This is a genomic window from Aeromonas sp. A35_P, from assembly GCF_002259925.1.
GTDB lineage: Bacteria > Pseudomonadota > Gammaproteobacteria > Enterobacterales > Aeromonadaceae > Aeromonas > Aeromonas dhakensis.
The window spans coordinates 1-20,329 of sequence record NZ_NEVB01000195.1; the positions used below are offsets into that span (position 1 = coordinate 1).

The following is a 20,329-nucleotide window of genomic DNA, read 5'->3' on the forward strand; positions in this document are numbered from 1 at the left end:
GGCCAATTGTGAGCACCTGGGTGTTGTCACCGGGGGCAACCTTGACTTGCTGGATCATCCGGCATTCAACTGGGTAAACACGATGATAGGGAATGTGAAGAACTCGCTGCGGGGCAGTTGCCATACGCTCGGAGCGAAGCATTTACCGAGACATCTTGCTGAATACTGCTTCCGGTTTAATCATCGTTTTGACCTCAAAAGCATGTTGGTTGAATTGGGGCATGCAGTCGTGGCAAGCCCTCCGATGCCATATCGGCTCTTGAAGCTGGCTGAGGGTCATGGGTAATCAGGAAATGGAAAAAGTGATCTTCAAACGTGCCGCATTGAGCGCAGCCGTCGTTGCTGCCATGCTCGCCCCCGGTATGGTGTTGGCTGCCGACGAAGCAGGTCCCACCTATGCAGCCGCCGCCAGCAAATTCTATGAAGAAGGCAAACTCAACGGTGGCCTCTTCTACTTCCAGCGTGATCGTCAGCGTATCGACGGCGACCCCACAGCCAAGAACAAAGAAGGCAAGTACCAGTCCAACCTGAGCCACGCCACCACCCAGGCCTCCCTGAACTTCAACTCCGGCTACGCCTGGGACGTGGTGGGTATCGATGTGGGCGGTTTCGGTGCCTATGACCTGGCCGTGACCGAGAACCACCCGGTCAACCAGGAGAACGAATTCTCCTTCGCCGGCAACAAATGGGGCGAAAACTACAAGGACGGTTCCCCGGAAGGCGGCTTCAGCCTGGCCAACGCATCGCTGAAATTCAAGGCGCTGGACGGAGCCCTCACCGCCAAGGGCGGTCTGACCCAGCTCTACGTACCGGGCGTGATCGGCGTGAACTGGTCCTATCAGCCGGGTACCTACCGTGGTGGCCAGATTGAAGGCAACTTCGGCGGCCTCTACCTGACCTACGCCATCGCCGACGAGTACAAATCTCCCTGGTACAAAGAGACCCAGAAGTTCTCCCGCGCCAAGGCCTGGATGGATCCGTTCGCCGATGAAAACGTCATCGACTACATCCAGGGTGTAGCGGCGCGTTACACCTTCGAAAACGGCACCTCCATTACCGGTTCTTACGGTAACTCCGAAAACTACATGGACAGCTACCACTTCAAGCTGGCCCACAAGTTTGACGTGCTGGGCGGCCTCTCCACCAGCTACCAGTTCTACGGCTCCGACACCGAGACCTACCAGAAGGGCGGTGCCGACATCGAGACTTACGACGGCCTGGCATGGCAGCAAGCGCTGACCGCCGCCTGGGGCATGGGCCCGTACGGCTTCCGTCTGGAAGGTCTGTGGACCAAGGCCGAGGGTAACGAAGGCAACTACCTGCCCCGTCTGACCCGTGGCTACGGCAACTCCCAGGGCGCGAACGAGATCTGGTGGGACTCCCGCTCCGACTGGAACGCCAACAACGAAAAAGCGCTGTTCTTCGGCGTGACCCGCTCCCTGGATGACCTGGTAGGCGCACCTGGCTGGTCCGTCGGCGTCTCCGGTGCCTACGGCTGGGATATCCAGAAAGGCGACGGCACCAAGGCCACCAACGGTGAAGATACCGAATGGGCAGCTAACTTCGACGTCATGTACACAGTGCAGGATGGCAAGCTGAAGGGCACCCTGTTCAAGCTGCACTACACCGATTACAACAACGACATCAGCCAGAGCGGCGGTTGGACCGAATACCCCAACATCTTTGCTTCCGAGAAAGACGTCAAGTTCCACATCATCATGCCGTTTACCATCCTGTAAGCAGGTGGTTGAAGTTAGCAAACCGGGCCGATTGGCCCGGTTTTCTTTTTTCTGATCAGCGGGTTAACATGCAAGGCCGCAGGCGCTGCTGCCTGCCCCGTCACCACAAGGATGCGCCCATGTCCCGCTTCGTTCTGATCACCGGCTGCTCCAGCGGCATCGGCCTGGCCGCCGCCAAGGCGCTCGGCCAGCACGGTTACACCGTCATCGCCTCCGCCCGCAAGGCCGAGGACGTGGCGCAGCTGCGCCAGCTCGGTTTGCTGGCCGTCGAGCTGGATCTGGCCAACGAGGCCAGCATAGAGCGGGGCGCAGCCGAGGCGCAGGCACTGGCCGGTGGCCGCCTGTATGGCCTGTTCAACAACGGCGCCTACGGCCAGCCCAGCGCGCTGGAGGATCTGCCCACCCAGGCGCTGCGCGAGCAGTTCGACACCAACCTGTTCGGCTGGCACCACCTGATTCGCCAGCTGCTGCCGGCCATGCTGGCGGCCGGCGAGGGGCGCATCGTGCAGAACAGCTCGGTGCTGGGGCTGGTGGCCATGAAGTATCGCGGCGCCTACAACGCCAGCAAGTTCGCGCTGGAAGGGTATACCGATACCCTGCGCCTGGAGCTGGCCGGCAGCGGCGTGCAGATCAGCCTGATCGAACCAGGCCCCATCGACACCCGCTTTCGGGCCAATGCCCGCGCCGCCTTCCTGCGCCACATAGATCCCGCCACCAGCCGCCATCAGGCCGCCTACCAGCAGACCCTGAGCCGGCTGGAGCGTGAAGGGGGGGCCCGCGGTTTTACCCTGCCAAGCGAGGCCTGCATCGCACCGCTGCTGCATGCACTCGGCAGCTCGCGCCCCAAACACCGCTACCCGGTCACCTTCCCGACCCGGCTGTTCGGGGTGCTGCGCCGCCTGTTGCCAAGTTGCCTGCTCGACCGGATCCTCGCCAAGTCGGCCTGACGGCAACTGCTTCGCCACCAGACACGCCCGCAAACCACCGGCTGCCAGGGGCGGCGATGCGCATCGTCGCCTCCCGCCCCATTACCGCCTGCCCTGCGCCGGGGGATTGCCGCACTCCACGGCGCCGTGCATGGCAGCACCGCAGCCTCAGTAGTGCTGGCCGTTGCTGTAATAGCAGCTTTTGACGATGGGCAGCACCTGCACCACCACATAGGTCTGCTCCCCCAGCACCGCTTTGAGGTGGCGGGTGATCAGCGCCGCGGCCGCGTCCTGCAGCTCCTGCGGGCGTTCGAACCAGACCAGCTCGACGAACGGAAAGCCGGCCTCGCGCTCCCCCTCGCGCACCCAGTGGCTGTCGATGCACTCCAGGGTGACGAACTCAGGTTTGCCCCCGGTGAGGGCGCAGAGATCCGCCAGCAGAGGGGTGCTTATCTGCTTGAGGGTGTCGACGGAGACGGCCCGAAAACGAAGGTGGGGCATGGGAAAACCTCTTGGCTGTGACAAATGAGGACTTATCATAGGGGTTATTGTGACGAAGAGAAGCCATCCGCTGACATAAGGTTCCCAATGAGACTCCATCGCCTGCTGCTCCCCTTCCTGCTCTGCCTGCTGCTGCCGCTGAGCGCCTTTGCCGACCCCGCCTTCTATCGGGTCAACAAGGGCGATCAGCAGCACTGGCTGCTGGGCTCCATCCACGCGGGCAAGCCCTCGCTCTATCCGCTGCCCGACCCCATCGAGCGGGCCTGGCTGCAGAGCGGCGCCCTGGTGCTGGAGGTCGACCTGACCCACATCAGCCAGCAGCAGTGGCAAGAGATGGGAGCCATCACCCGGCTGGTGGACGGCAAGACCCTCAAGGAGCACATACCGCTCGACCTCTACCGGCGCACCATCATAGCCGCCGGCCAGAACGGCCTGACCGAGAACATGCTGGCCCCGCTGCGCCCCTGGTTCGCCGCCATCACCCTCACCCAGGCGGCGCTGGAGCGCACCGATTTTCGCAGCGCGCTCGGGGTGGATCAGCACTTCGCCAAACAGGCCACCGACGGCGGCAAACCCATCATCGGCTTCGAGACCCTGCTCGAGCAGCTCGGCTACCTCGCCAGCGTCGGTGACAACCAGACCCTGATGCTGGAGAGCACCCTGGACGAACTGCCCGAGCTCGAGCGCGGCTTTGGCGAGGTGATGAAGGCGTGGGAAGAGGGGGATGAGGCGACCCTCATCAACCTGCTCAAGTCGGAGATGGCGCCGCCCAAGTTGCAGGCCTGGCTGGAACAGACCCTGCTGGCGGAGCGCAACCACAACTGGCTGAAGAAGTGGTCCACCCTGCCGAACGAGAGTTTCATCGTGGTAGGGGCGTTGCATCTTTACGGCGACCAGGGGCTACTCGCTTTGCTGGATCAGCAGGGCTGGCGCATCACCCCGCTCACCGAGCCGGGCCCGCGCAAACCCGCCCGCCAATAGTCGCCGACGGGGCCACACCGGCTCCGTCAGAGTCTTGAACTGGGAGGAGGCTCACAGATCCGGCTGCCGATTAAATAACCACAGGGGGACTTGATCGAGATCATCTCTTTGCTCCCAAAGAGGTATCTATCATGCCTGTCATCAATGGGATGACAGGAGTGCACGAGATGGATTTTTGGATGAACCTGATGTTCGGCAACAGCGTGGGACTGATGTCCATGTTGGTGATTATCGGTACCTTCCTGCTGATCAGTTCCTACGCGGCTTATTTCATCTACAAGGTGATGAACGCCAAGCCGCCGAAAGAGGGTCAATAAGCCTGCGTCAGGCGATCCCCGATCGCCTGCTCCCGTCCTCGCCTCTCCTTTTGTTCAGGGTCTGAGCAGACCCGCGCCACTGCCGCGCCCGCCACTTTCAGATCCGCCCCCGCCCGCTATAATGGCCACTCATTCCACCTGCGGGGAGCCTGCCGTGTCTCATAACGACGAACTCTCACTGTTTCGCAATGAAGTGGCCGATGTGCGCCCCATTCGCAACGACCATGTCCGCCTCCAGACGGCCAGCAGCCCGACCGACGCCCAGCTGGCGCGGCGCCAGGCCGCCACCGCCGAACAACTCGCCCTGGATCACCTCAGCATGGAAGCGGTCGAGATGCTCGACCCCCACGCCATCGTCGGCTTCAAGCGCGACGGGGTGCAGGAGGGGGTCTACAAGAAGTTGCGGCTCGGCAAGTACGAGCTGCAGGCGAGCCTGGACCTGCACCAGAAGACCCTGAACGAAGCGCGCCAGAGCCTGGTGCAGTTCATCGCGGATTGCGAACTGCGCGACATCCGCTGCCTGCTGATCCTGCACGGCAAGGGAGAGCGCAGCACGCCGCGCGCCCTGCTGAAAAGCTATGTCAGCGCCTGGTTGCCGCAACTGCCGGCGGTGATGGCCATGCACAGAGCCGAGCGTCGCCACGGCGGCGGTGGCGCCCTCTACGTACTGCTGCGCAAGAGCGAGCGCAAGAAGGCGGAGAACCGCGAACGCCACCAGAAGCGGCTTGGCTAAGCGGCGGCTCGCACCGACCGGTGAGCGGTGGTAGCATCGAACGGCCCCGAGCATGCCAGGTACGGGGTGTACGCCATCAGGGACGATAACAAGGATAATCCCATGTCATATCAGAAACTTGAACAACATCAGCAACAGCTGCACCGACTCTCCCACCTCTCCGCCATCTGTGGCTGGGATCAGGCCGCCATGATGCCGGAGGGGGGCAACGAAGCCCGCGCCGAGGCCATGGCCGAACTGGGACTGCTGATCCACCACAAGCGCACCGCCCCCGAGCTGGGCGACTGGATTGCCAAGGCCGAGAGCGAGCCACTGGACGAAACCCAGCGTGCCAACCTGCGCGAAATCAAGCGCCACTGGCAGGATGCAAGCCTGTTGCCCGGGGATCTCGTGGAGGCGCTGTCGCTGGCCGGCAGCAAGTGCGAGCACGCCTGGCGCCGCCAGCGCAAGGAGAACGACTGGGCCGGCTTTGCCCCGAACCTCGCAGAAGTGGTGAAACTGTCCCGTGAGGTCGCCTCCTTGCGTGCCGAGGCGCTCGGGGTACGCCCCTACGACGCCATGCTGGCGCTCTATGAGCCGGGCATGACCAGCGCCCGGCTCGACGAGATCTTCGGCGATCTGACCGGCTGGCTCCCCTCCCTCATCCAACAAGTGAGTGAGCAGCAGAAGAGCGAAACCATCCTGATCCCGCAAGGCCCCTTCCCCATCGCCGCCCAGCAGGCGCTCGGCCAGCAGGTGATGGGGCTGCTCGGCTTCGATTTTGCCCATGGCCGGCTCGATGTGAGCAGCCACCCGTTCTGCGGCGGGGTGCCGACCGACGTGCGCATCACCACCCGCTACAACGAGCAGGAGTTCGTCTCCAGCCTGATGGGCATAGTCCATGAAACCGGTCACGCCCGTTACGAGCAGGGCTTGCCGCGCCAGTTGCTGGGCCAGCCGGTGGCCGAGGCGCGCTCCATGGGCATTCACGAGAGCCAGAGCCTGTTCTGCGAGATGCAGCTCGGCCATGATCCCGCCTTCCTGGCGCTGCTGGCGCCGCACATTCGCACCCACTTCGGCGAGCAGGCGGCGTTGGCGCCGGCGAACCTGGCCAAGCTTTACAACCGGGTCGAGCCCGGCTTTATCCGGGTCGATGCGGACGAGGTGACCTACCCGGCCCACGTCATCCTGCGCTACGAGCTGGAGCGCGATCTGATGGAAGGTCGCATCGAGGTGGCAGACATTCCCGCGCTGTGGGATGCCAAGATGCAGCAGTGGCTGGGGCTTTCCACCCAGGGCAACTACCAGAATGGCTGCATGCAGGACATTCACTGGACCGACGGCTCGTTCGGCTACTTCCCGAGCTACACGCTCGGCGCCATGTACGCGGCGCAGCTGCGCTTCGCGCTCGAGCGCGAGCTCGGCAACATGGGCGAGCTGATCGCGGTGGGCCGCCTGCCGGAGATCTTCGCCTGGCTGGGCCGCCACATCTGGTCCCAGGGCAGCCGCTACGGCACCGACGAGCTGGTCAGCCGCGCCACCGGCGAGGCGCTGAATCCGCACTGGCTGCGCAAACACCTCGAGCAGCGCTATCTGAAGTAGGGCCAGCGTGCCCACAGCAGATAACAAACGGGGCCTCGCGGCCCCGTTTTTCATGGCGGCGTGGCGCCTCAGCGCCCGTCCGGCACGCCGGTGAACTCGCGCAGCTGCAGTATGTTGCCCTCGGGGTCGAACGCATTGCGCACCACGAAACCTGGGCCGGACCACTGCTGCGGCAGCAAGCCTCCGCCGAGATCGGCCGCTTTCGCCTCCGCCCAGGCGAGGCTCGGCACGGTAAAGAACAGCTTGATGGCGCCCTGCTCGCGCAGTTGCGGCGGCGTGGTGATGACCACCTGTTCCGCATAGGGGGCTGGGATCGCGTGCAGCAACAGCTGGATGTCGGCGTTTTCCTGCACGATCAGCTCGTCACTCTGGCTGCGGATCTCCATCTGCAGCAGGGTGCGATAAAAGTGGCTCAGCAAGCCGGGATCCCTGGCGTAGATCAGGGCGCCGGCACGTGCGGGTCCTGGCATGGCTCTCTCCTCCTTGGATGTTGTCAGCCCAGATTCGCACACTTGCCCCGCCAAACCGATCTGTTTTTCATACCGTGCACGTGGCATCGGCTTTATTTCAATTGCTGTCCGTTTCTGGCTAGTCATAGCCCCCGTTCCTGCTTAGTCTCTCACTCATCCGGGCCGCCGTGCCCACCCCGTTTTCGGCGCAAGGAGCCACCGATGCCAACAGATCCCGCCATGACGATGCCGCCGGCCCCAGAGGATGAGTCAGGCCTGCCGCTCAGCGCCGAGCAGTGCCATGCCGCCCGCCTGGCCCGCGATGCGCGCTTCGACGGCCGCTTCTTTACCGGCGTGCTCTCCACCGGCATCTACTGTCGCCCTGTCTGTCCGGCGCGGCCACCGCACGAGCACAACGTGCGCTACTTCCAAAGCGCCGCCGCAGCGGAGCAGCACGGCCTGCGCCCCTGCCTGCGCTGCCGGCCTGAGCTCGCGCCCGCCGCCCCCGGCGATCTGCCGCCGACGCTGGCGCGCCTGCTGGCCCGGATCGATCGCGGCGAGCTGGCGGAACGCTCGCTCACCACGATGGCTGAACAGGCCGGCATCAGTGAACGCACGCTGCGTCGTCAGTTCGAGCAGCACCTCGGCGCCTCGCCGAAACAGGTGGAGCAGACGCGTCGGCTGCTGCTCGCCAAGCGGCTGTTGACCGAAACCCGGCTGCCCATCACCGACATCGCGTTTGCGGCGGGCTTTGCCAGCATTCGCCGCTTCAACGACGCCTGGCAGCGGGCATATGGGCTGGCGCCGCGGGCGCTGCGTCGTCATAGCGAGCCAACCGACGACGCCACCGCCCTGACGCAGGCTGCGCCACAGACCGAGGATGGGGCGATGCTCACGCTGCAACTGCCCTACCGCCCCCCTTACGACGTGGCGGCCATGCTGGCGTTCTACCGGCTGCGCGCCATTCCGGGGCTGGAGCGGGTAGATGGCGAGGTGTATGAACGCCTGCACCGGGTCGGCGATCGGCTCGCACGGGTGCGCATCAGCCAGGGCAAGGGGCACAGCCTGCAGCTCAGCGTCCATGATCTGCCGCCCGCCGCGCTGCCTGATCTGCTGTATCGGGTGCGCCGGATGTGGGATCTCGATGCTGACATGCAGCGCATCGGTGCGCGGCTCGGGCAGGATCCGCTGCTGGCACGCCTGCAGGCACGCTGGCCGGGGGTTCGGCTGCCCGCCGGCTGGGACGAGTACGAGGTGATGCTGCGCGCCATCGTCGGCCAGCAGGTGTCGGTCAAGGGGGCCATCACCATACTGGGGCGGCTGGTGGCACGCACCGAGGCGCAATTCGGGGTGGCGCAGTTGCCCACCCCCACCCAGCTGTGCGAGCTGAACCTGGACGGTATCGGCATGCCCGGCAGCCGGATCAGAACGCTAAAGGGGCTGGCACAGGCGCTGGCAAGCGGCGAGTTGAACTTGACCAGCGCCAGCGATGAACAGTTGCTGGCACTGCCCGGTATCGGCCCCTGGACGGTCGCCTACTGGCGGCTGCGCTGCGGGCTGGATCCGGATGCCTTTCCCGCCTCGGACCTGGTGTTGCAAAAAGCGCTGGGGGGCGGCACCAAGTTGCCGGTGAAGGAGGTACTGGTCCAGAGCGAAGGGTGGCGGCCCTGGCGCGGCTACGCGGCGAGCTGGCTGTGGCATGCCATGAGCGAGCAGCCGTCACGGTTGACCAGGCAAACACAAGGCCGCGCAGCAAGCGACAATCCATCAGAGGAGACAACCCCATGATCCGCTACGATATATTGCCCAGCCACTGCGGCGATCTGCTGGTGGCCATCGACGAACGCGGTCTGGTACACGTGGACTTCATGGCGGGGCTGCGCGCACTGCCCGACATGCGCGACTGGCAACAGGACAAGACGGCGCTGGCCCCTTTTCTCGCGCAATTTGAAGCCTACTTTGCCGGCCGCCTGCAACGCTTCACCCTGCCGCTCGCACCAAGAGGCACGGCGTTTCAGCAAGCGGTCTGGCAGGCGCTGTGCGACATCCCCTATGGTGAGACCCGCAGCTACGGCGACATCGCCCGCGCCATCGGCAAGCCCAATGCGGTGCGGGCGGTGGGCGCCGCCAACGGCCGCAACCCGCTCTCGATCATCATTCCGTGCCATCGGGTGATCGGGCAGAATGGCAGCCTGACCGGCTATGCAGGGGGACTGGAGATTAAAAAGGCGTTGCTGCAGCTGGAGGGGATCCCCTGCCAGGGATCACTTGCTGGCGCTGGCCAACAGGCACTCGCCGCCGGCCTCAAACCCTGACGCCGACTCAAAACGGCGCATATCCAGCGCAATCTCGTCCCAAGCGGCGTGCTGCGCCGCCTCAGGCAGGTGCGCCATCATGGTGTTGAGCCCGCCAAACGCCTCCCGCGCGACCTGCACAAACTGCTCGACACGGGCTGCCCGGTGCGGCACCGGCACGGCGCACACCGCCGGATGCTCGAATCCCGCCTCGCGCAGCAAGGCGTCGAGCCGGCCCGGCGCCCCCAGGCTGAACGGGCCGGGCTGCCCGGGCACAGGCGCAGCGAGCCCGGCGTGACGCCGGATGATAGCGGCCGGCACCGCCCCCCAGTCGTTGCGATCCGGGGTGGAGAAGACCACCAGCGCGACCCGGCCACCCGCTCTTAACACCCGCCGCCATTCGCGCAAGGCATCGAGCGGGTGCGGCATGTACATGAGGCCGAGCCGGCAGATCACGGCGTCGAACGTGTCATCCGGCAGATCGAGACGCTCTCCGTCCATCACCCGGGTGTGCACCTGACGCAGGCCGCGCCCGTGCGCCTCCTCCTGCGCGAGCGTCACTATCCCCTCGGAGAGATCGGTGGCGAGCACATAGCCATCGGGCCCGACCCGCTCGGCGGCGCTGATCGCCGGCTCCCCGGCACCGGCGGCAATGTCGAGGATGCGCTGGCCGGGACGGATCCCGGCGCTATCGAGCATCAGGCGCGTCACCTCCCCGTACCAACGTTCCAGCATGGGGTTCCAGCGCCGCCACGCTGCGCCATCCCGGTTCCACTGTTCGCGCTGAGTCCGCTTGTACTGTGCGGCATCGAAAGGGGGTTGTTCGGCCATCTCACTGCCTCCTGTGACACTCACCTTGGTATAGCCGACCCACAGACGGATGCATGCTGCACTGACCACTCTGGTCTCAGCAACGAGGCGGGCCTGACACCCCAGAGCCGTCCACCTCATACAGCTTTCTCTGCTCCGGCAAGACGGGCCCATCGACCACAGGACGCACGTTGGACAGCCGCCATGCAAAGTAACCCGGCTCCCAGCCCCCCGAGCAGGCGGCCAATACCTCATCGGGTTGCCACTCATGGGCCTCTTCGACGTCCACCAGGGCGACCGCTCGACCGGCCGGATCCACAGGATGATCGGCGCTGAGGTATTGGCCATTTTCAACGATCAGCAGGTCGCGAATGGGCAGTGAGGGAGGCAACCACGAGCGAACCTCGAGCGTCTTCTTGCCCGAAGCAATATTGGCGCCATGGGGCGCCACGATGGAGAGTGCGAGCATAGGTCCTTCCTTGCAGCTTGCTGGGGATCCCTGGCACAGGATGATACCTCAAGGCAAAACGGGTCACACAACCCCAGCCACGTGCATGGAACCTGACTGCGTCATGCACCTCAGCGTTTCAAACTCCCCATCACATGCATTTCGCAGCGGTTGCAATCAAAGCGCAGGCGGAAGGTCTCCTTGCCCATTTTGAGCTCCAACGGCTCGGCCTTGAGGCCGGGCACCTCGTTCGGGCAGAGATTCTGGCTATAGCGGATGCAGTGTTTGGTGATCATCAGCACCACTTCCCGCTCCTCCTTGTTCGCCTCATAGGCGGGGGCGATGCGCTCCACCCCGTGCTCGCGGAAGAACTGCTCGGCCGCACTGTTCAGCACGTTGCCAAGGTAGGAGAGACGGTGCTGAGGATAGTGGATATCCCGCAGCGCGATGCGCCGCTCGGGGCGCTGGTAGCCGGCCAGACGGGCAGCCTCCAGCACGGCGATACCCTCCCGGCGCAGACCGTTGAGCATGGATGCGGCAATGAATAGCGGGTGAGTAAACGCCAACTCAACCTTGCGCGCCACGAACAGGGTATTACCGAGTTTGCCGAGCTGATCCCGCGCCTGTTGCAGTGCCCGTCCCGGGTTGTCGGCCGGCTGTTTGTCACAGGGGAGCGTGACGGCGGCGCTGATACCCTGCTCGTCGGTGAGCGTGAGGCGCAAACCTTCATCACACTCTGCCAGCACCATATCGACCCGAATGCGGCGATCGGCGCTCGCCTTCTCCAGCACCTTGCTGAATGCCTGATCGTGGTTGCGGTAAATCTCTGTGCCTACCTTCAAGCCAGGCATGCGCTCTGACAGGAGTAACTGCTTACCTTCTACTTTGTTCAGGCGCATTCCCACCAGCTCGTTGTTCGGCTTGAAGAAGCCGAGACCGTCGCCATTGTTGAGGGTGACCTGCTTGCCGTCGATCTCGATGCCATCCCTGGTGACTCTGGTGACCCGGCCCAACGGCTCGCCCACGTATTTCGGGCTCTGGGTGGAGTCGATCCCGGGCTGGCGACCATGGAGGAAGTAGTCAGTGCTGCCGCGGTTGAAGCTCTTTTTGGGATCAGGCGTGAAGCTGAAGCTGCAACGGCCGGCCGAGGAGGCCACCAGATCGCTGCGGCGCTCCAGAATGGCGTCAAGCTTCTGGCGATACCAGGCAGTGACGTTCTTGACGTAATCGAGCCCTTTGAGACGCCCTTCAATCTTGAAGGAGCGGATCCCCGCTTCGATCAGCGCCTCCAGGTTGTCGGTCTGATCCATGTCCTTGAGGGAGAGCAGGTGGCTGTCGGCCACCAGCACCTCGCCATCCGGCTTTTGTAGCGAGCAGGGCAGGCGACAGAGCTGGGCACATTCGCCACGGTTGGCGCTGCGACCGGTACGGGCATGGCTGATGTTGCACTGACCGCTGTAAGAGACGCAGAGCGCGCCGTGGATAAAGAACTCCAGCTGCACATTGGTCGCGGCGCTTATCTCGCGGATCTGCGCAAGGGACAGCTCGCGCGCCAGCACCACCTGAGAGAAGCCCACATCCTGCAGAAATTTCACCTTCTCCGGGGTGCGGTTGTCGGTCTGGGTACTGGCGTGCAGCGCGATGGGGGGCAGGTCGAGCGCCAGCAGCCCCATATCCTGCACGATCAGCGCATCGGCCCCTGCTTCATATATCTGGTGAGTCAGCCGCCGCGCCTGCTCCAGCTCGTGATCGTGCAGCAGGGTATTGAAGGCGACGAAGACCTGGGCGCCGAAGCGGTGGGCATGGCGCGCCAGCCCTTCGATATCCTCTATGCTGTTGCCCGCCGCACTGCGGGCGCCAAAGGCGGGGCCGCCCATGTAGACCGCATCGGCGCCGTGGTTGATGGCTTCGATGCCGTAGGCGAGGTTCTTGGCCGGAGCCAGCAGCTCCAACCGGTTGTGGTGGCTTAACGGGTGCTTGTTCTGGTGCATGGTCTCGAAGTCAGGGCGGACAGCAAATGGGCGCCACTCTAGGGCATTGCCACCCTCCACGCCTTGATCCCGCTTAAGATCACCGCAAAATACAGGATTGGATCAGAGCACCACCTTCAGGGCCAGCCCCAGCAGCACCAGACCGCTCACCTTGTCGATGACGAATGACTTGGCCTTGAGCCAGGCCAGCACGGGACCTCGAGAGAGCACCAGCGCCACCAGCACATACCAGATCGCATCTATGCCACCGGCGGTGAGCATCATGATGCCCCCCTCGCGCCAGCCGGTGTCAGCATGCACAAACTGGCTGAACAGGGCGATGAAAAAGACTGCGAGCTGGGGGTTGAGAAAGGCCACCATAAAGCCTTCGAAGGCACCTTGCCGACCGCGCAGCTGGTGCACCTCTTCGCTCACCTCCCCCTTGACGGGTTTGGCCAGCAACGCCTTGACCCCAAGCCAGGCGAGAAACGCCGCGCCGCCGTAACGAATAACGTCAAACAACAGCGGGGTCTGGGTGATCAGGATGGCGAGGCCCAAAGCCGTTATCAGCGCATAGATGCCGACTCCGAAGCCGTGGCCAAGGGCGGTGGCTACGCCGTGCCCCTGCCCACCCTGCACCGTGTTGCGGATGATCAGCGCCAGGCTCGGCCCCGGGCTGATGGCGCCCATCACGCAGATTGCGACCAGAGCCAGCCAACTCGTCAATTCCATGGTGTTCCTTGTCTCAAGCGGAATATGAATGTCTGCGCTCAGGGTAAAGGGCCCCTGGTTATGCCAGAAGTGAAAGTTGGGAATAGAACCCATAGCCAACAGCTATAGGCCAACACCAGCGTCTGTTGCTAGCGGGGTGGGTTCAACACCTTGCGGCTCGCCGCCACCGTGCGCTGCAGGTGCTCGCGCAGGAAGGGATAGGCCAGTTCGCGAAACCACTTGTGGGCCGGATCCTGATGATGGCGCTGGTGCCACAGCAGATGATACTGCTGGGTGCGGCTGGCAAACGGCAGATCACAAAAGTGCAGGGCGTGCTCGCAGGAGAGCTGCCAGGCGATGTGGGCCGGGGTGGTCAGCAGGCAGTCGGTGCGCAGCAACACCTCCACCGCCGCCTGAAAGAAGGGCACCCGGGCAAACCAGCGCCGGGACAGCCCCTGCGGTGCCAACACCTGTTCCACCGGGCTGTCCTTGTCACCCCCGCCGCTCACCTGCAGATGGGGCCAGGCGAGGTAGTCATCCAGGCTCAGTGAGCGCCCCGCCAACGGATGGTGGCTACCCATCAACACCACCAACCGATCTTCCCCCTGATGCAGGCCGCGGATCTGATCCGGCACCAGTTCGGTGATGGTGGAGACCATGTCCAGCTCGGATTGCCACAGCTGCGGCAGCAGGCGCTTGTCCCACAGGCTGTACTCCAGCGCCGCCAGCGGCGCCTCTCTGGCCAGCGCCGCGCAGACGTCCGGCAGGATATGCTGGGCCACGTAATCGGAAGAGGCGAGCCGAAACACCCGTTCACAGCGGCTCGGGTCAAAACCAGGGGCCTCGTAGAGCCGCTCTAGCGCACCGAGGGAGTCCGCCAGCTGAGCAGCCAGCGCCTCGGCCCGCGGTGTCAGCAGCCAGCGCTGCCCCTCTCGCACCAGCAGCTCGTCGCCAAACTCGCTGCGCAGTTGGCCAAGCTGCTTGCTGATGGAGGGTTGACTCAGATGCAGCAGCTCCGCCGCCCGGCTGATGTTGCGGGTCTCCAGCAGCACCTTGAGGGTCGGCAGCAGGTTGAGATTGGCTTTGTGCAAGGGGTGGTTCCATCCAGTGGCGAAAGCCCTATCTTAGGGCAGGCAAGCCTCGTGGTTTAAGCGAAATTTCCCGTCGGCACCCGCAACCTGGCGTGACCCTGCAGCCAGATAACCATGACCACAAGATGACAGTGGTTGCCCCGTGCGGCATAATTGCGCGATTTTCCGCCCGCGGGCGATCCAGGCGATCCACTTGAGAAGCGGTAACAAGATGAAATACGCCAATATCACAGGCTGGGGCAAATGCCTGCCTCCCTCCGTGCTGACCAACGACGACCTCAGCACCATCATGGATACGTCGGATGAGTGGATCTACCCGCGCACCGGCATCAAGGCTCGCCGCATCTCCCACGTCAGCACCTCCGATCTGGCCACCCTGGCGGGGCGTCGCGCGCTGGCCTGCGCCGGGCTGGAAGCCAGCGACCTCGACGGCATCATCCTGGCCACCGCCACGCCGGACAACCTGCTGCCGAGCGCCGCCTCCGCGGTGCAGAAGAAGCTGGGCGCCACCAATGCCGCCGTGTTCGACCTCAACGCCGCCTGCACCGGTTTCGTCTACTCCCTCTCGGTCGCCACCTCGCTGGTACAGACCGGCATGATGAAGAAGGTGCTGGTGATCGGCGCCGAGCGACTCACCTATCTGCTGGACTGGGCCCGTCGCGATACCGCCGTGCTGTTTGGCGACGGCGCTGGCGCCGTGGTGATCGAGGCGAGCGAGCAGGAGAGCGGTCTCATCGCCAACAAGCTGGGTTGTGACAGCGAGGCGCGCGAGATCCTGCACGTGCCGAACTTCGGTACCGACCGGGTGCGTTTTGCCGACATCGACGGCCTCTTCACCTTCAACTTCGAAGGTCAGGAGATCTTCAAGCGGGCCGTACGCGGCATGGGCGAAGCCACCAACACGGTACTGGCACAGGCCGGCATAGCACCGGAGCAGATCGACCTGATCGTGCCGCACCAGGCCAACATCCGCATCATCGAGACCCTCGCCAAGCGCATGAACGCCCCGATGGAGAAGGTGATGGTCAACATCGAGCACTACGGCAACACCTCCGCCGCCACCGTGCCCATCGCCCTGTGCGAGGCTCTGGAGCAGGGCCGCGTCAAGCCGAACAGCTATCTGCTGACTGCCGCCTTCGGTGCCGGCCTGACCTGGGGCGCCGCCATCATCAAGTGGGGCGAGCGTGTGACAGCCATCAAGGCGTGCGAGGCCGAACTGCCGCCGTGTGACAAGAGCGCGCTCGAACTCATCGCCCATGCCGTGGAAGGGTGCCAGAAGGCCCACGCCAACGAGGCATAAAGCCGCCCGTACAACACCAAGAGCCTGCCATATGCAGGCTCTTTTTCATGATCCCCCCTCCTTATTCGCTGCTATGCACTCCCCGCCAGCAACGGCCAGCAAACCCTCAGTCGCCCTCTCCATATTCCATTTTTCTCAGTAACACCAAGCAATAAAGAGCAATTTGTAACCAGGCAATTTTTTTGCGCTAACCTTACTGAGTTATTGATAATTAGCGGGTTACGCCTGGCTCATTCGGTCTGACCGAAATGACGGCTCACCCTCTTCACATTCAAGAGCAGGGGCCAGTTTGCATATGACAGACAACACAAGGACACACACCTCAGCCTTATGGGAGCCGGTCAGCTGGGCTTGCGGCCTTGGCCTGGGCCTGTTCAGCACCCTGCTGCTGCAGCTCGCGGGCAGCCCCCTCCCTTATCTGCTGGTCAACCTGGCGGCGGCACTCGCCGCCACCCTCTGGAGCGCCCGCCACTACCACGCCAACCCCGCCGGCAAAGAGAGTGAGGCGAAGCAGACCCCCCCATTTGCCGATAACGGACTCAACCACTCCATCATCGGGCTCGAGCAGGTATGTGAAAAAGCGGTTCCGATCTGGTCGCAACAGATTGAAAACTCTCGCCAGCAAACTGAAGGGGCCATGATCGACCTGACCCAGCGCTTCGCCGGCCTGACCACCAAACTGGAAGAGGCGGTGGCCGCCTCGCACAATGCCGCCGGCGATCTGGGCGGTGAGAAATCTGCTGGCATGGCAGCCGTGCTGGCCCAGAGCCAGGCCCAGCTCAACCAGGTCCTCACCATCATGCACTCCACCCAGGCCAACCGCGACGCCATGCTGGCGGAAATCAAGACACTCACTGCCTACACCATCGAACTCAATACCATGGCGCTCGACGTGGCCAAGATCGCCTCCCAGACCAACCTGTTGGCCCTCAACGCCGCCATCGAAGCAGCCCGTGCTGGCGAGGCAGGTCGTGGCTTCGCCGTAGTGGCAGACGAGGTGCGCACCCTGTCACGCCTCTCCAGCGAGACCGCCCAGAAGATGACCGACAAGGTCGATACCATCAATGCCGGCATCGGCCGCGCCTTCCAGATTGCCGAGAGCGCGGCCGGGCGGGATCAGGTCGCCGTCAGCGATGCCGAACACGCCATCGAACAGGTACTGGAACGCTTCCGAATGGCCACTACCAGCCTGGCGGAATCGGCTGCTCTGCTGCAGAGCGAGAGTACTGGTATTCACCGCGAAATCTCCGATGTCATCGTTTCGTTACAGTTCCAGGATAGGGTCAGCCAAATCCTCAGTCATGTGCGTCAAAACATGGACAGCCTCAACGACCACCTGGTCTCGTCACGCAACAGAACACACCAGTCCGGCCCCATCCAGATCGATGCGGAGAGCTGGTTGGCGGACATGGAGCTCTCATACGCCACCGATGAACAACGCAACATTCATCACGGTCGCCAGCACCAGGCGGCAACCCCTTCCAGCAATGCGGATGTCACTTTTTTCTAGGAGATAGATATGACCAAGACAGTCCTGATCGTGGATGACTCGGCCACCATACGCCAGGTCGTCGGCATGACGCTCAAGGGTGCCGGTTACGAGGTGATGGAGGCCAGTGACGGCAAGGATGCCCTCAAAAAGCTCGATGGCAAGAAGATCAACCTCATCATCAGCGACGTCAACATGCCGAACATGGATGGCATCAGCTTCGTCAAGGAGGCAAAGAAGCTGGCCAGCTACAAGTTCACCCCGGTGATCATGCTGACGACGGAGTCCCAGGACAGCAAGAAGCAGGAGGGACAGGCAGCTGGTGCCAAGGCCTGGGTGGTCAAACCGTTCCAGCCAGATCAGATGCTGGCTGCCGTGGCCAAGCTCATCATGCCCTGAGCCGGGAGGCGTTCATGCCGCTGCAAATCGAAACGGGTGAGCACAAAAGTGTCGTGACCATCTCGGGAGAGATGACCATCTACACGGCAGCCGAGCTGAAACAGGCGCTCACGCCCCTGCTCTATCGCCAGCAGGAACTGGAACTGGAACTGGACCTCTCCCAGGTCAGCGAAATGGACAGCGCCGGTTTGCAACTGCTGCTGGCAGCCAAGAAGACGGCGCAGCAGGGCGGCTATCCGTTGCACCTAGTCATGCACAGTCATGCCGTGCTCGATGCTCTTGAGCTGTGCCAGCTGGCGGCCTTCTTCGGCGATCCCACCCTCATTCCCCACGCCGATCACGCCTGACCGGTTCCGCAGACAAGGAGTCATTAGTGAGCATCAATCTTGATCAGGCCCTGCAAACCTATATCGCCGAGGCGCGCGAGCTGCTGGAGGAGATGGAGTCCTCGCTGCTGACCCTGGAAAACGACCCGGACAATGGTGAGCTCATCGGGGCCATCTTCCGGGCAGCGCACACCATCAAGGGCTCCGCCGGCCTGTTCGGCCTGCAACCCATCGTCAGCTTCACGCACATAGTCGAGGACCTGCTCGATCAGGTGCGCAACCAGCAACTGGCGATAAGTGCCCCCCTCATCAGGGATCTGCTGGAGAGCCGGGATCACATCGAGCGCCTGGTCAGTCTGGTCGCCGAACAAGGGGAAGCCCTTGGCGCGGATGAACAAGCCCAGGATGAGCTGTTGCGGCGCAATCTGGCCCGTCACCAAAGCGGCAATCAGACCACGCTGCCAAAGCAGACCCAGCCTGCCGATGCAGATCCGATCAGCAAGGAGGCGGGTCACGTCAGCGCTACCTCCCTGTGGCACATCTCCCTGCGCTTTGGTCCCGACGTGCTGCGCAACGGTATGGATCCCACCTCTTTCCTGCGCTACCTCGGTACCATGGGCACCCTCTGCGCCATCGAGACCATTCACCATGCCCTGCCGGAGTGGGAACATTTTGATCCGGAGAGCTGCTACCTCGGCTACGAGATCGATCTGGACTCCCAGGCCGACAAGAGTGCCCTGAGCGATGTGTTCGAATTCGTGCGAGATGACTGTCTCATCAGCATCTTGCCGCCCCACAGCAAGATCGCCGAGTACATAGCGCTCATCAACGCCCTGCCGGAAGACAACGAGATGCTGGGGCAACTGCTGGTCAAGACCGGCGCCCTGACCGCCAGCGAGCTCGCGCTCGGTCTGCAAGCCCAACATGAACAGCCGCAGGCCGAAACCAACAAGCTGGGTGAGATCCTGATCGCCCAGGGGGCCGTCAACGAAGTGGTGGTGGACGCCGCGCTCAAGAAGCAAAGTCAGAGCAAAGAGAACAAGAACAAGGAAGGGCGCTATGTCCGGGTCCACGCCGACAAGCTGGATGAGTTGATCAATCTGGTGGGGGAACAGGTCGTGGCCAGCTCCGGCGCCAACCTGCTAGCCCAGCGTTCAAGGGACAGCCAGTTGCAGGAGGCCAATTCCACCATTGCCATGCTGGTCGAGGAGATCCGCGATGGTGCCCTGCGCCTGCGCATGGTGCCCATCGGCGATACCTTCAACCGCTTCCAGCGGGTGGTGCGGGATGTGAGCCACGAGCTGAACAAGGACATAGCGCTGGTGATCACCGGCGGCGACACCGAGCTGGACAAGTCCGTGGTAGAGAAGATCGGCGATCCCTTGATGCATCTGGTGCGCAATGCCATGGATCACGGCATAGAAGCGGCCGAGAAACGGCTGGCGGCCGGCAAGCCGGCACGGGGCACCCTGACCCTCAACGCCTATCACGACTCCGGCAGCATCGTCATCGAGATCCAGGACGATGGTGCCGGCCTCAACAAGGCCAGGATCCTGCAAAAAGCGCAGGAGCGGGGGCTGGCGGCCGCCAATGCCACCCTGTCGGATCAGGAGATCTACCAGCTCATCTTCGAGCCCGGCTTCTCCACCGCGGAGGCCATCACCAATCTCTCCGGACGCGGGGTGGGCATGGATGTGGTCAAACGCAACATCCAGGCCCTGCGTGGCAGCGTCGAGCTGGACAGCAAGCCAGGCCTCGGCACTCGGGTGCAGATCCGGTTGCCGCTGACTCTGGCCATCATCGATGGTTTTCTGGTGCGCGTCAGCACCACTTACTACGTTATCCCCCTCGACATGGTGATCGAGTGCGTGGAGTTGACCCAGAGTGCGCTGGCCGATACCCAGGGGCGCAACTACATCAATCTGCGTGGTGAAGTACTGCCATTTGTCCGGCTGCAGCACTACTTCGATGTCGAGGGAACCCGTGGTCGCCGGGAAAATATCGTGGTTGTCAGCCATGGTGGCAAGAAGTCAGGATTGGTGGTCGACGAGCTGCTGGGAGAGTTTCAGACCGTCATCAAGCCGCTCGGCAAGCTGTTCCAGCGCCTGCAGGGGATCAGCGGGTCCACCATTCTGGGTGGCGGCGAGGTAGCCCTCATTCTGGATATTCCCTCTCTGATCCAGCATGCCATCGACCAGGAGCTGGGCCAACTGAGCCAGTACGCCATTCCACGTCTGCAATCCCAACCAAGAGTCAATTAACAT

Annotated in this window: 21 protein-coding genes; 14 read left to right on the forward strand and 7 right to left on the reverse strand. The window is 63.3% G+C overall.

The features are described from left to right. The 3 genes from CAK78_RS13175 to CAK78_RS13185 form a co-directional block, all read left to right on the forward strand. On the forward strand, nt 1-286 hold a 286-nt coding region (locus CAK78_RS13175; protein ID WP_141214179.1), incomplete at its 5' end, for a transposase. A gap of 7 nt (nt 287-293) precedes the next feature. Continuing rightward, on the forward strand, nt 294-1,739 hold the full coding sequence (locus tag CAK78_RS13180) for an OprD family outer membrane porin (RefSeq protein ID WP_017782051.1): 1,446 nt from the start codon (nt 294-296) through the stop codon (nt 1,737-1,739). Between the two features lie 119 nt (nt 1,740-1,858). Further along, complete coding sequence (locus tag CAK78_RS13185; protein ID WP_094697565.1) at nt 1,859-2,686, forward strand: SDR family oxidoreductase; 828 nt, start codon at nt 1,859-1,861, stop codon at nt 2,684-2,686. 147 nt (nt 2,687-2,833) lie between these two features. On the opposite strand, the gene CAK78_RS13190 is transcribed toward CAK78_RS13185, so the two are convergent. Next, nucleotides 2,834-3,166: a DUF1904 family protein gene (locus CAK78_RS13190; RefSeq protein ID WP_005303745.1), complete on the reverse strand. Its 333-nt coding sequence runs from the start codon at nt 3,164-3,166 to the stop codon at nt 2,834-2,836. An 87-nt stretch (nt 3,167-3,253) separates the two neighbouring features. On the opposite strand from CAK78_RS13190, the gene CAK78_RS13195 reads away from it, so the two are divergent. The 4 genes from CAK78_RS13195 to CAK78_RS13210 all read left to right on the forward strand — a co-directional run bounded on the left by CAK78_RS13195 (nt 3,254) and on the right by CAK78_RS13210 (nt 6,778). Next, entirely contained in the window at nt 3,254-4,147 is an 894-nt protein-coding gene (locus CAK78_RS13195) for a TraB/GumN family protein (RefSeq protein ID WP_094697566.1), read from the forward strand. 167 nt (nt 4,148-4,314) lie between these two features. Further along, the gene (locus tag CAK78_RS13200) at nt 4,315-4,464 is read left to right on the forward strand and encodes a DUF3149 domain-containing protein (protein ID WP_010634864.1); all 150 of its coding nucleotides are present in this window, start codon (nt 4,315-4,317) and stop codon (nt 4,462-4,464) included. A gap of 154 nt (nt 4,465-4,618) precedes the next feature. Then, on the forward strand, nt 4,619-5,197 hold the full coding sequence (smrA, locus tag CAK78_RS13205; protein ID WP_094697567.1) for a DNA endonuclease SmrA: 579 nt from the start codon (nt 4,619-4,621) through the stop codon (nt 5,195-5,197). A gap of 102 nt (nt 5,198-5,299) precedes the next feature. Further along, on the forward strand, nt 5,300-6,778 hold the full coding sequence (locus tag CAK78_RS13210; RefSeq protein ID WP_176452786.1) for a carboxypeptidase M32: 1,479 nt from the start codon (nt 5,300-5,302) through the stop codon (nt 6,776-6,778). 68 nt (nt 6,779-6,846) lie between these two features. On the opposite strand, the gene CAK78_RS13215 is transcribed toward CAK78_RS13210, so the two are convergent. After that, entirely contained in the window at nt 6,847-7,248 is a 402-nt protein-coding gene (locus tag CAK78_RS13215; RefSeq protein WP_017787743.1) for a VOC family protein, read from the reverse strand. A gap of 201 nt (nt 7,249-7,449) precedes the next feature. Here CAK78_RS13215 and CAK78_RS13220 point away from each other — a divergent pair, with 201 nt between their 5' ends. Both CAK78_RS13220 and CAK78_RS13225 read left to right on the forward strand, forming a co-directional pair. Continuing rightward, nucleotides 7,450-9,015, forward strand: a complete 1,566-nt coding sequence (locus CAK78_RS13220) for an AlkA N-terminal domain-containing protein (protein ID WP_094697569.1) — start codon at nt 7,450-7,452, stop codon at nt 9,013-9,015. Further along, on the forward strand, nt 9,012-9,542 hold the full coding sequence (locus CAK78_RS13225) for a methylated-DNA--[protein]-cysteine S-methyltransferase (protein WP_094697570.1): 531 nt from the start codon (nt 9,012-9,014) through the stop codon (nt 9,540-9,542). Before CAK78_RS13220 ends, CAK78_RS13225 begins: the two co-directional genes overlap by 4 nt. Here the strand turns inward: CAK78_RS13225 and CAK78_RS13230 are convergent. The 5 genes from CAK78_RS13230 to CAK78_RS13250 all read right to left on the reverse strand — a co-directional run bounded on the left by CAK78_RS13230 (nt 9,492) and on the right by CAK78_RS13250 (nt 14,551). After that, nucleotides 9,492-10,352, reverse strand: a complete 861-nt coding sequence (locus tag CAK78_RS13230; protein WP_254924771.1) for a class I SAM-dependent methyltransferase — start codon at nt 10,350-10,352, stop codon at nt 9,492-9,494. The two genes, CAK78_RS13225 and CAK78_RS13230, sit on opposite strands and share 51 nt — an antisense overlap. A gap of 76 nt (nt 10,353-10,428) precedes the next feature. Next, nucleotides 10,429-10,800 (reverse strand): ASCH domain-containing protein, encoded by a 372-nt coding sequence (locus CAK78_RS13235; RefSeq protein ID WP_094697571.1) that lies wholly within the window; start codon nt 10,798-10,800, stop codon nt 10,429-10,431. 110 nt (nt 10,801-10,910) lie between these two features. After that, a complete protein-coding gene (locus CAK78_RS13240; RefSeq protein WP_094697584.1) occupies nt 10,911-12,770 on the reverse strand; it encodes a peptidase U32 family protein in 1,860 nt (619 codons plus the stop codon). Nucleotides 12,771-12,872: 102 nt separating this feature from the next. Next, nucleotides 12,873-13,481, reverse strand: a complete 609-nt coding sequence (locus CAK78_RS13245) for a LysE family translocator (protein WP_176452787.1) — start codon at nt 13,479-13,481, stop codon at nt 12,873-12,875. 128 nt (nt 13,482-13,609) lie between these two features. Beyond that, complete coding sequence (locus tag CAK78_RS13250) at nt 13,610-14,551, reverse strand: LysR family transcriptional regulator (protein WP_094697573.1); 942 nt, start codon at nt 14,549-14,551, stop codon at nt 13,610-13,612. Between the two features lie 211 nt (nt 14,552-14,762). Between CAK78_RS13250 and CAK78_RS13255 the strand changes: the two genes are divergently transcribed. The 5 genes from CAK78_RS13255 to CAK78_RS13275 all read left to right on the forward strand — a co-directional run bounded on the left by CAK78_RS13255 (nt 14,763) and on the right by CAK78_RS13275 (nt 20,326). After that, on the forward strand, nt 14,763-15,851 hold the full coding sequence (locus CAK78_RS13255; RefSeq protein WP_094697574.1) for a ketoacyl-ACP synthase III: 1,089 nt from the start codon (nt 14,763-14,765) through the stop codon (nt 15,849-15,851). Between the two features lie 295 nt (nt 15,852-16,146). Then, a complete protein-coding gene (locus CAK78_RS13260) occupies nt 16,147-17,361 on the forward strand; it encodes a methyl-accepting chemotaxis protein (protein ID WP_094697575.1) in 1,215 nt (404 codons plus the stop codon). A gap of 9 nt (nt 17,362-17,370) precedes the next feature. Beyond that, on the forward strand, nt 17,371-17,739 hold the full coding sequence (locus tag CAK78_RS13265) for a response regulator (RefSeq protein ID WP_094697576.1): 369 nt from the start codon (nt 17,371-17,373) through the stop codon (nt 17,737-17,739). Nucleotides 17,740-17,753: 14 nt separating this feature from the next. Next, on the forward strand, nt 17,754-18,086 hold the full coding sequence (locus CAK78_RS13270) for an STAS domain-containing protein (protein ID WP_094697577.1): 333 nt from the start codon (nt 17,754-17,756) through the stop codon (nt 18,084-18,086). 26 nt (nt 18,087-18,112) lie between these two features. Continuing rightward, nucleotides 18,113-20,326 (forward strand): chemotaxis protein CheA, encoded by a 2,214-nt coding sequence (locus CAK78_RS13275; RefSeq protein ID WP_094697578.1) that lies wholly within the window; start codon nt 18,113-18,115, stop codon nt 20,324-20,326. The last annotated feature ends 3 nt before the right edge of the window (nt 20,327-20,329 follow it).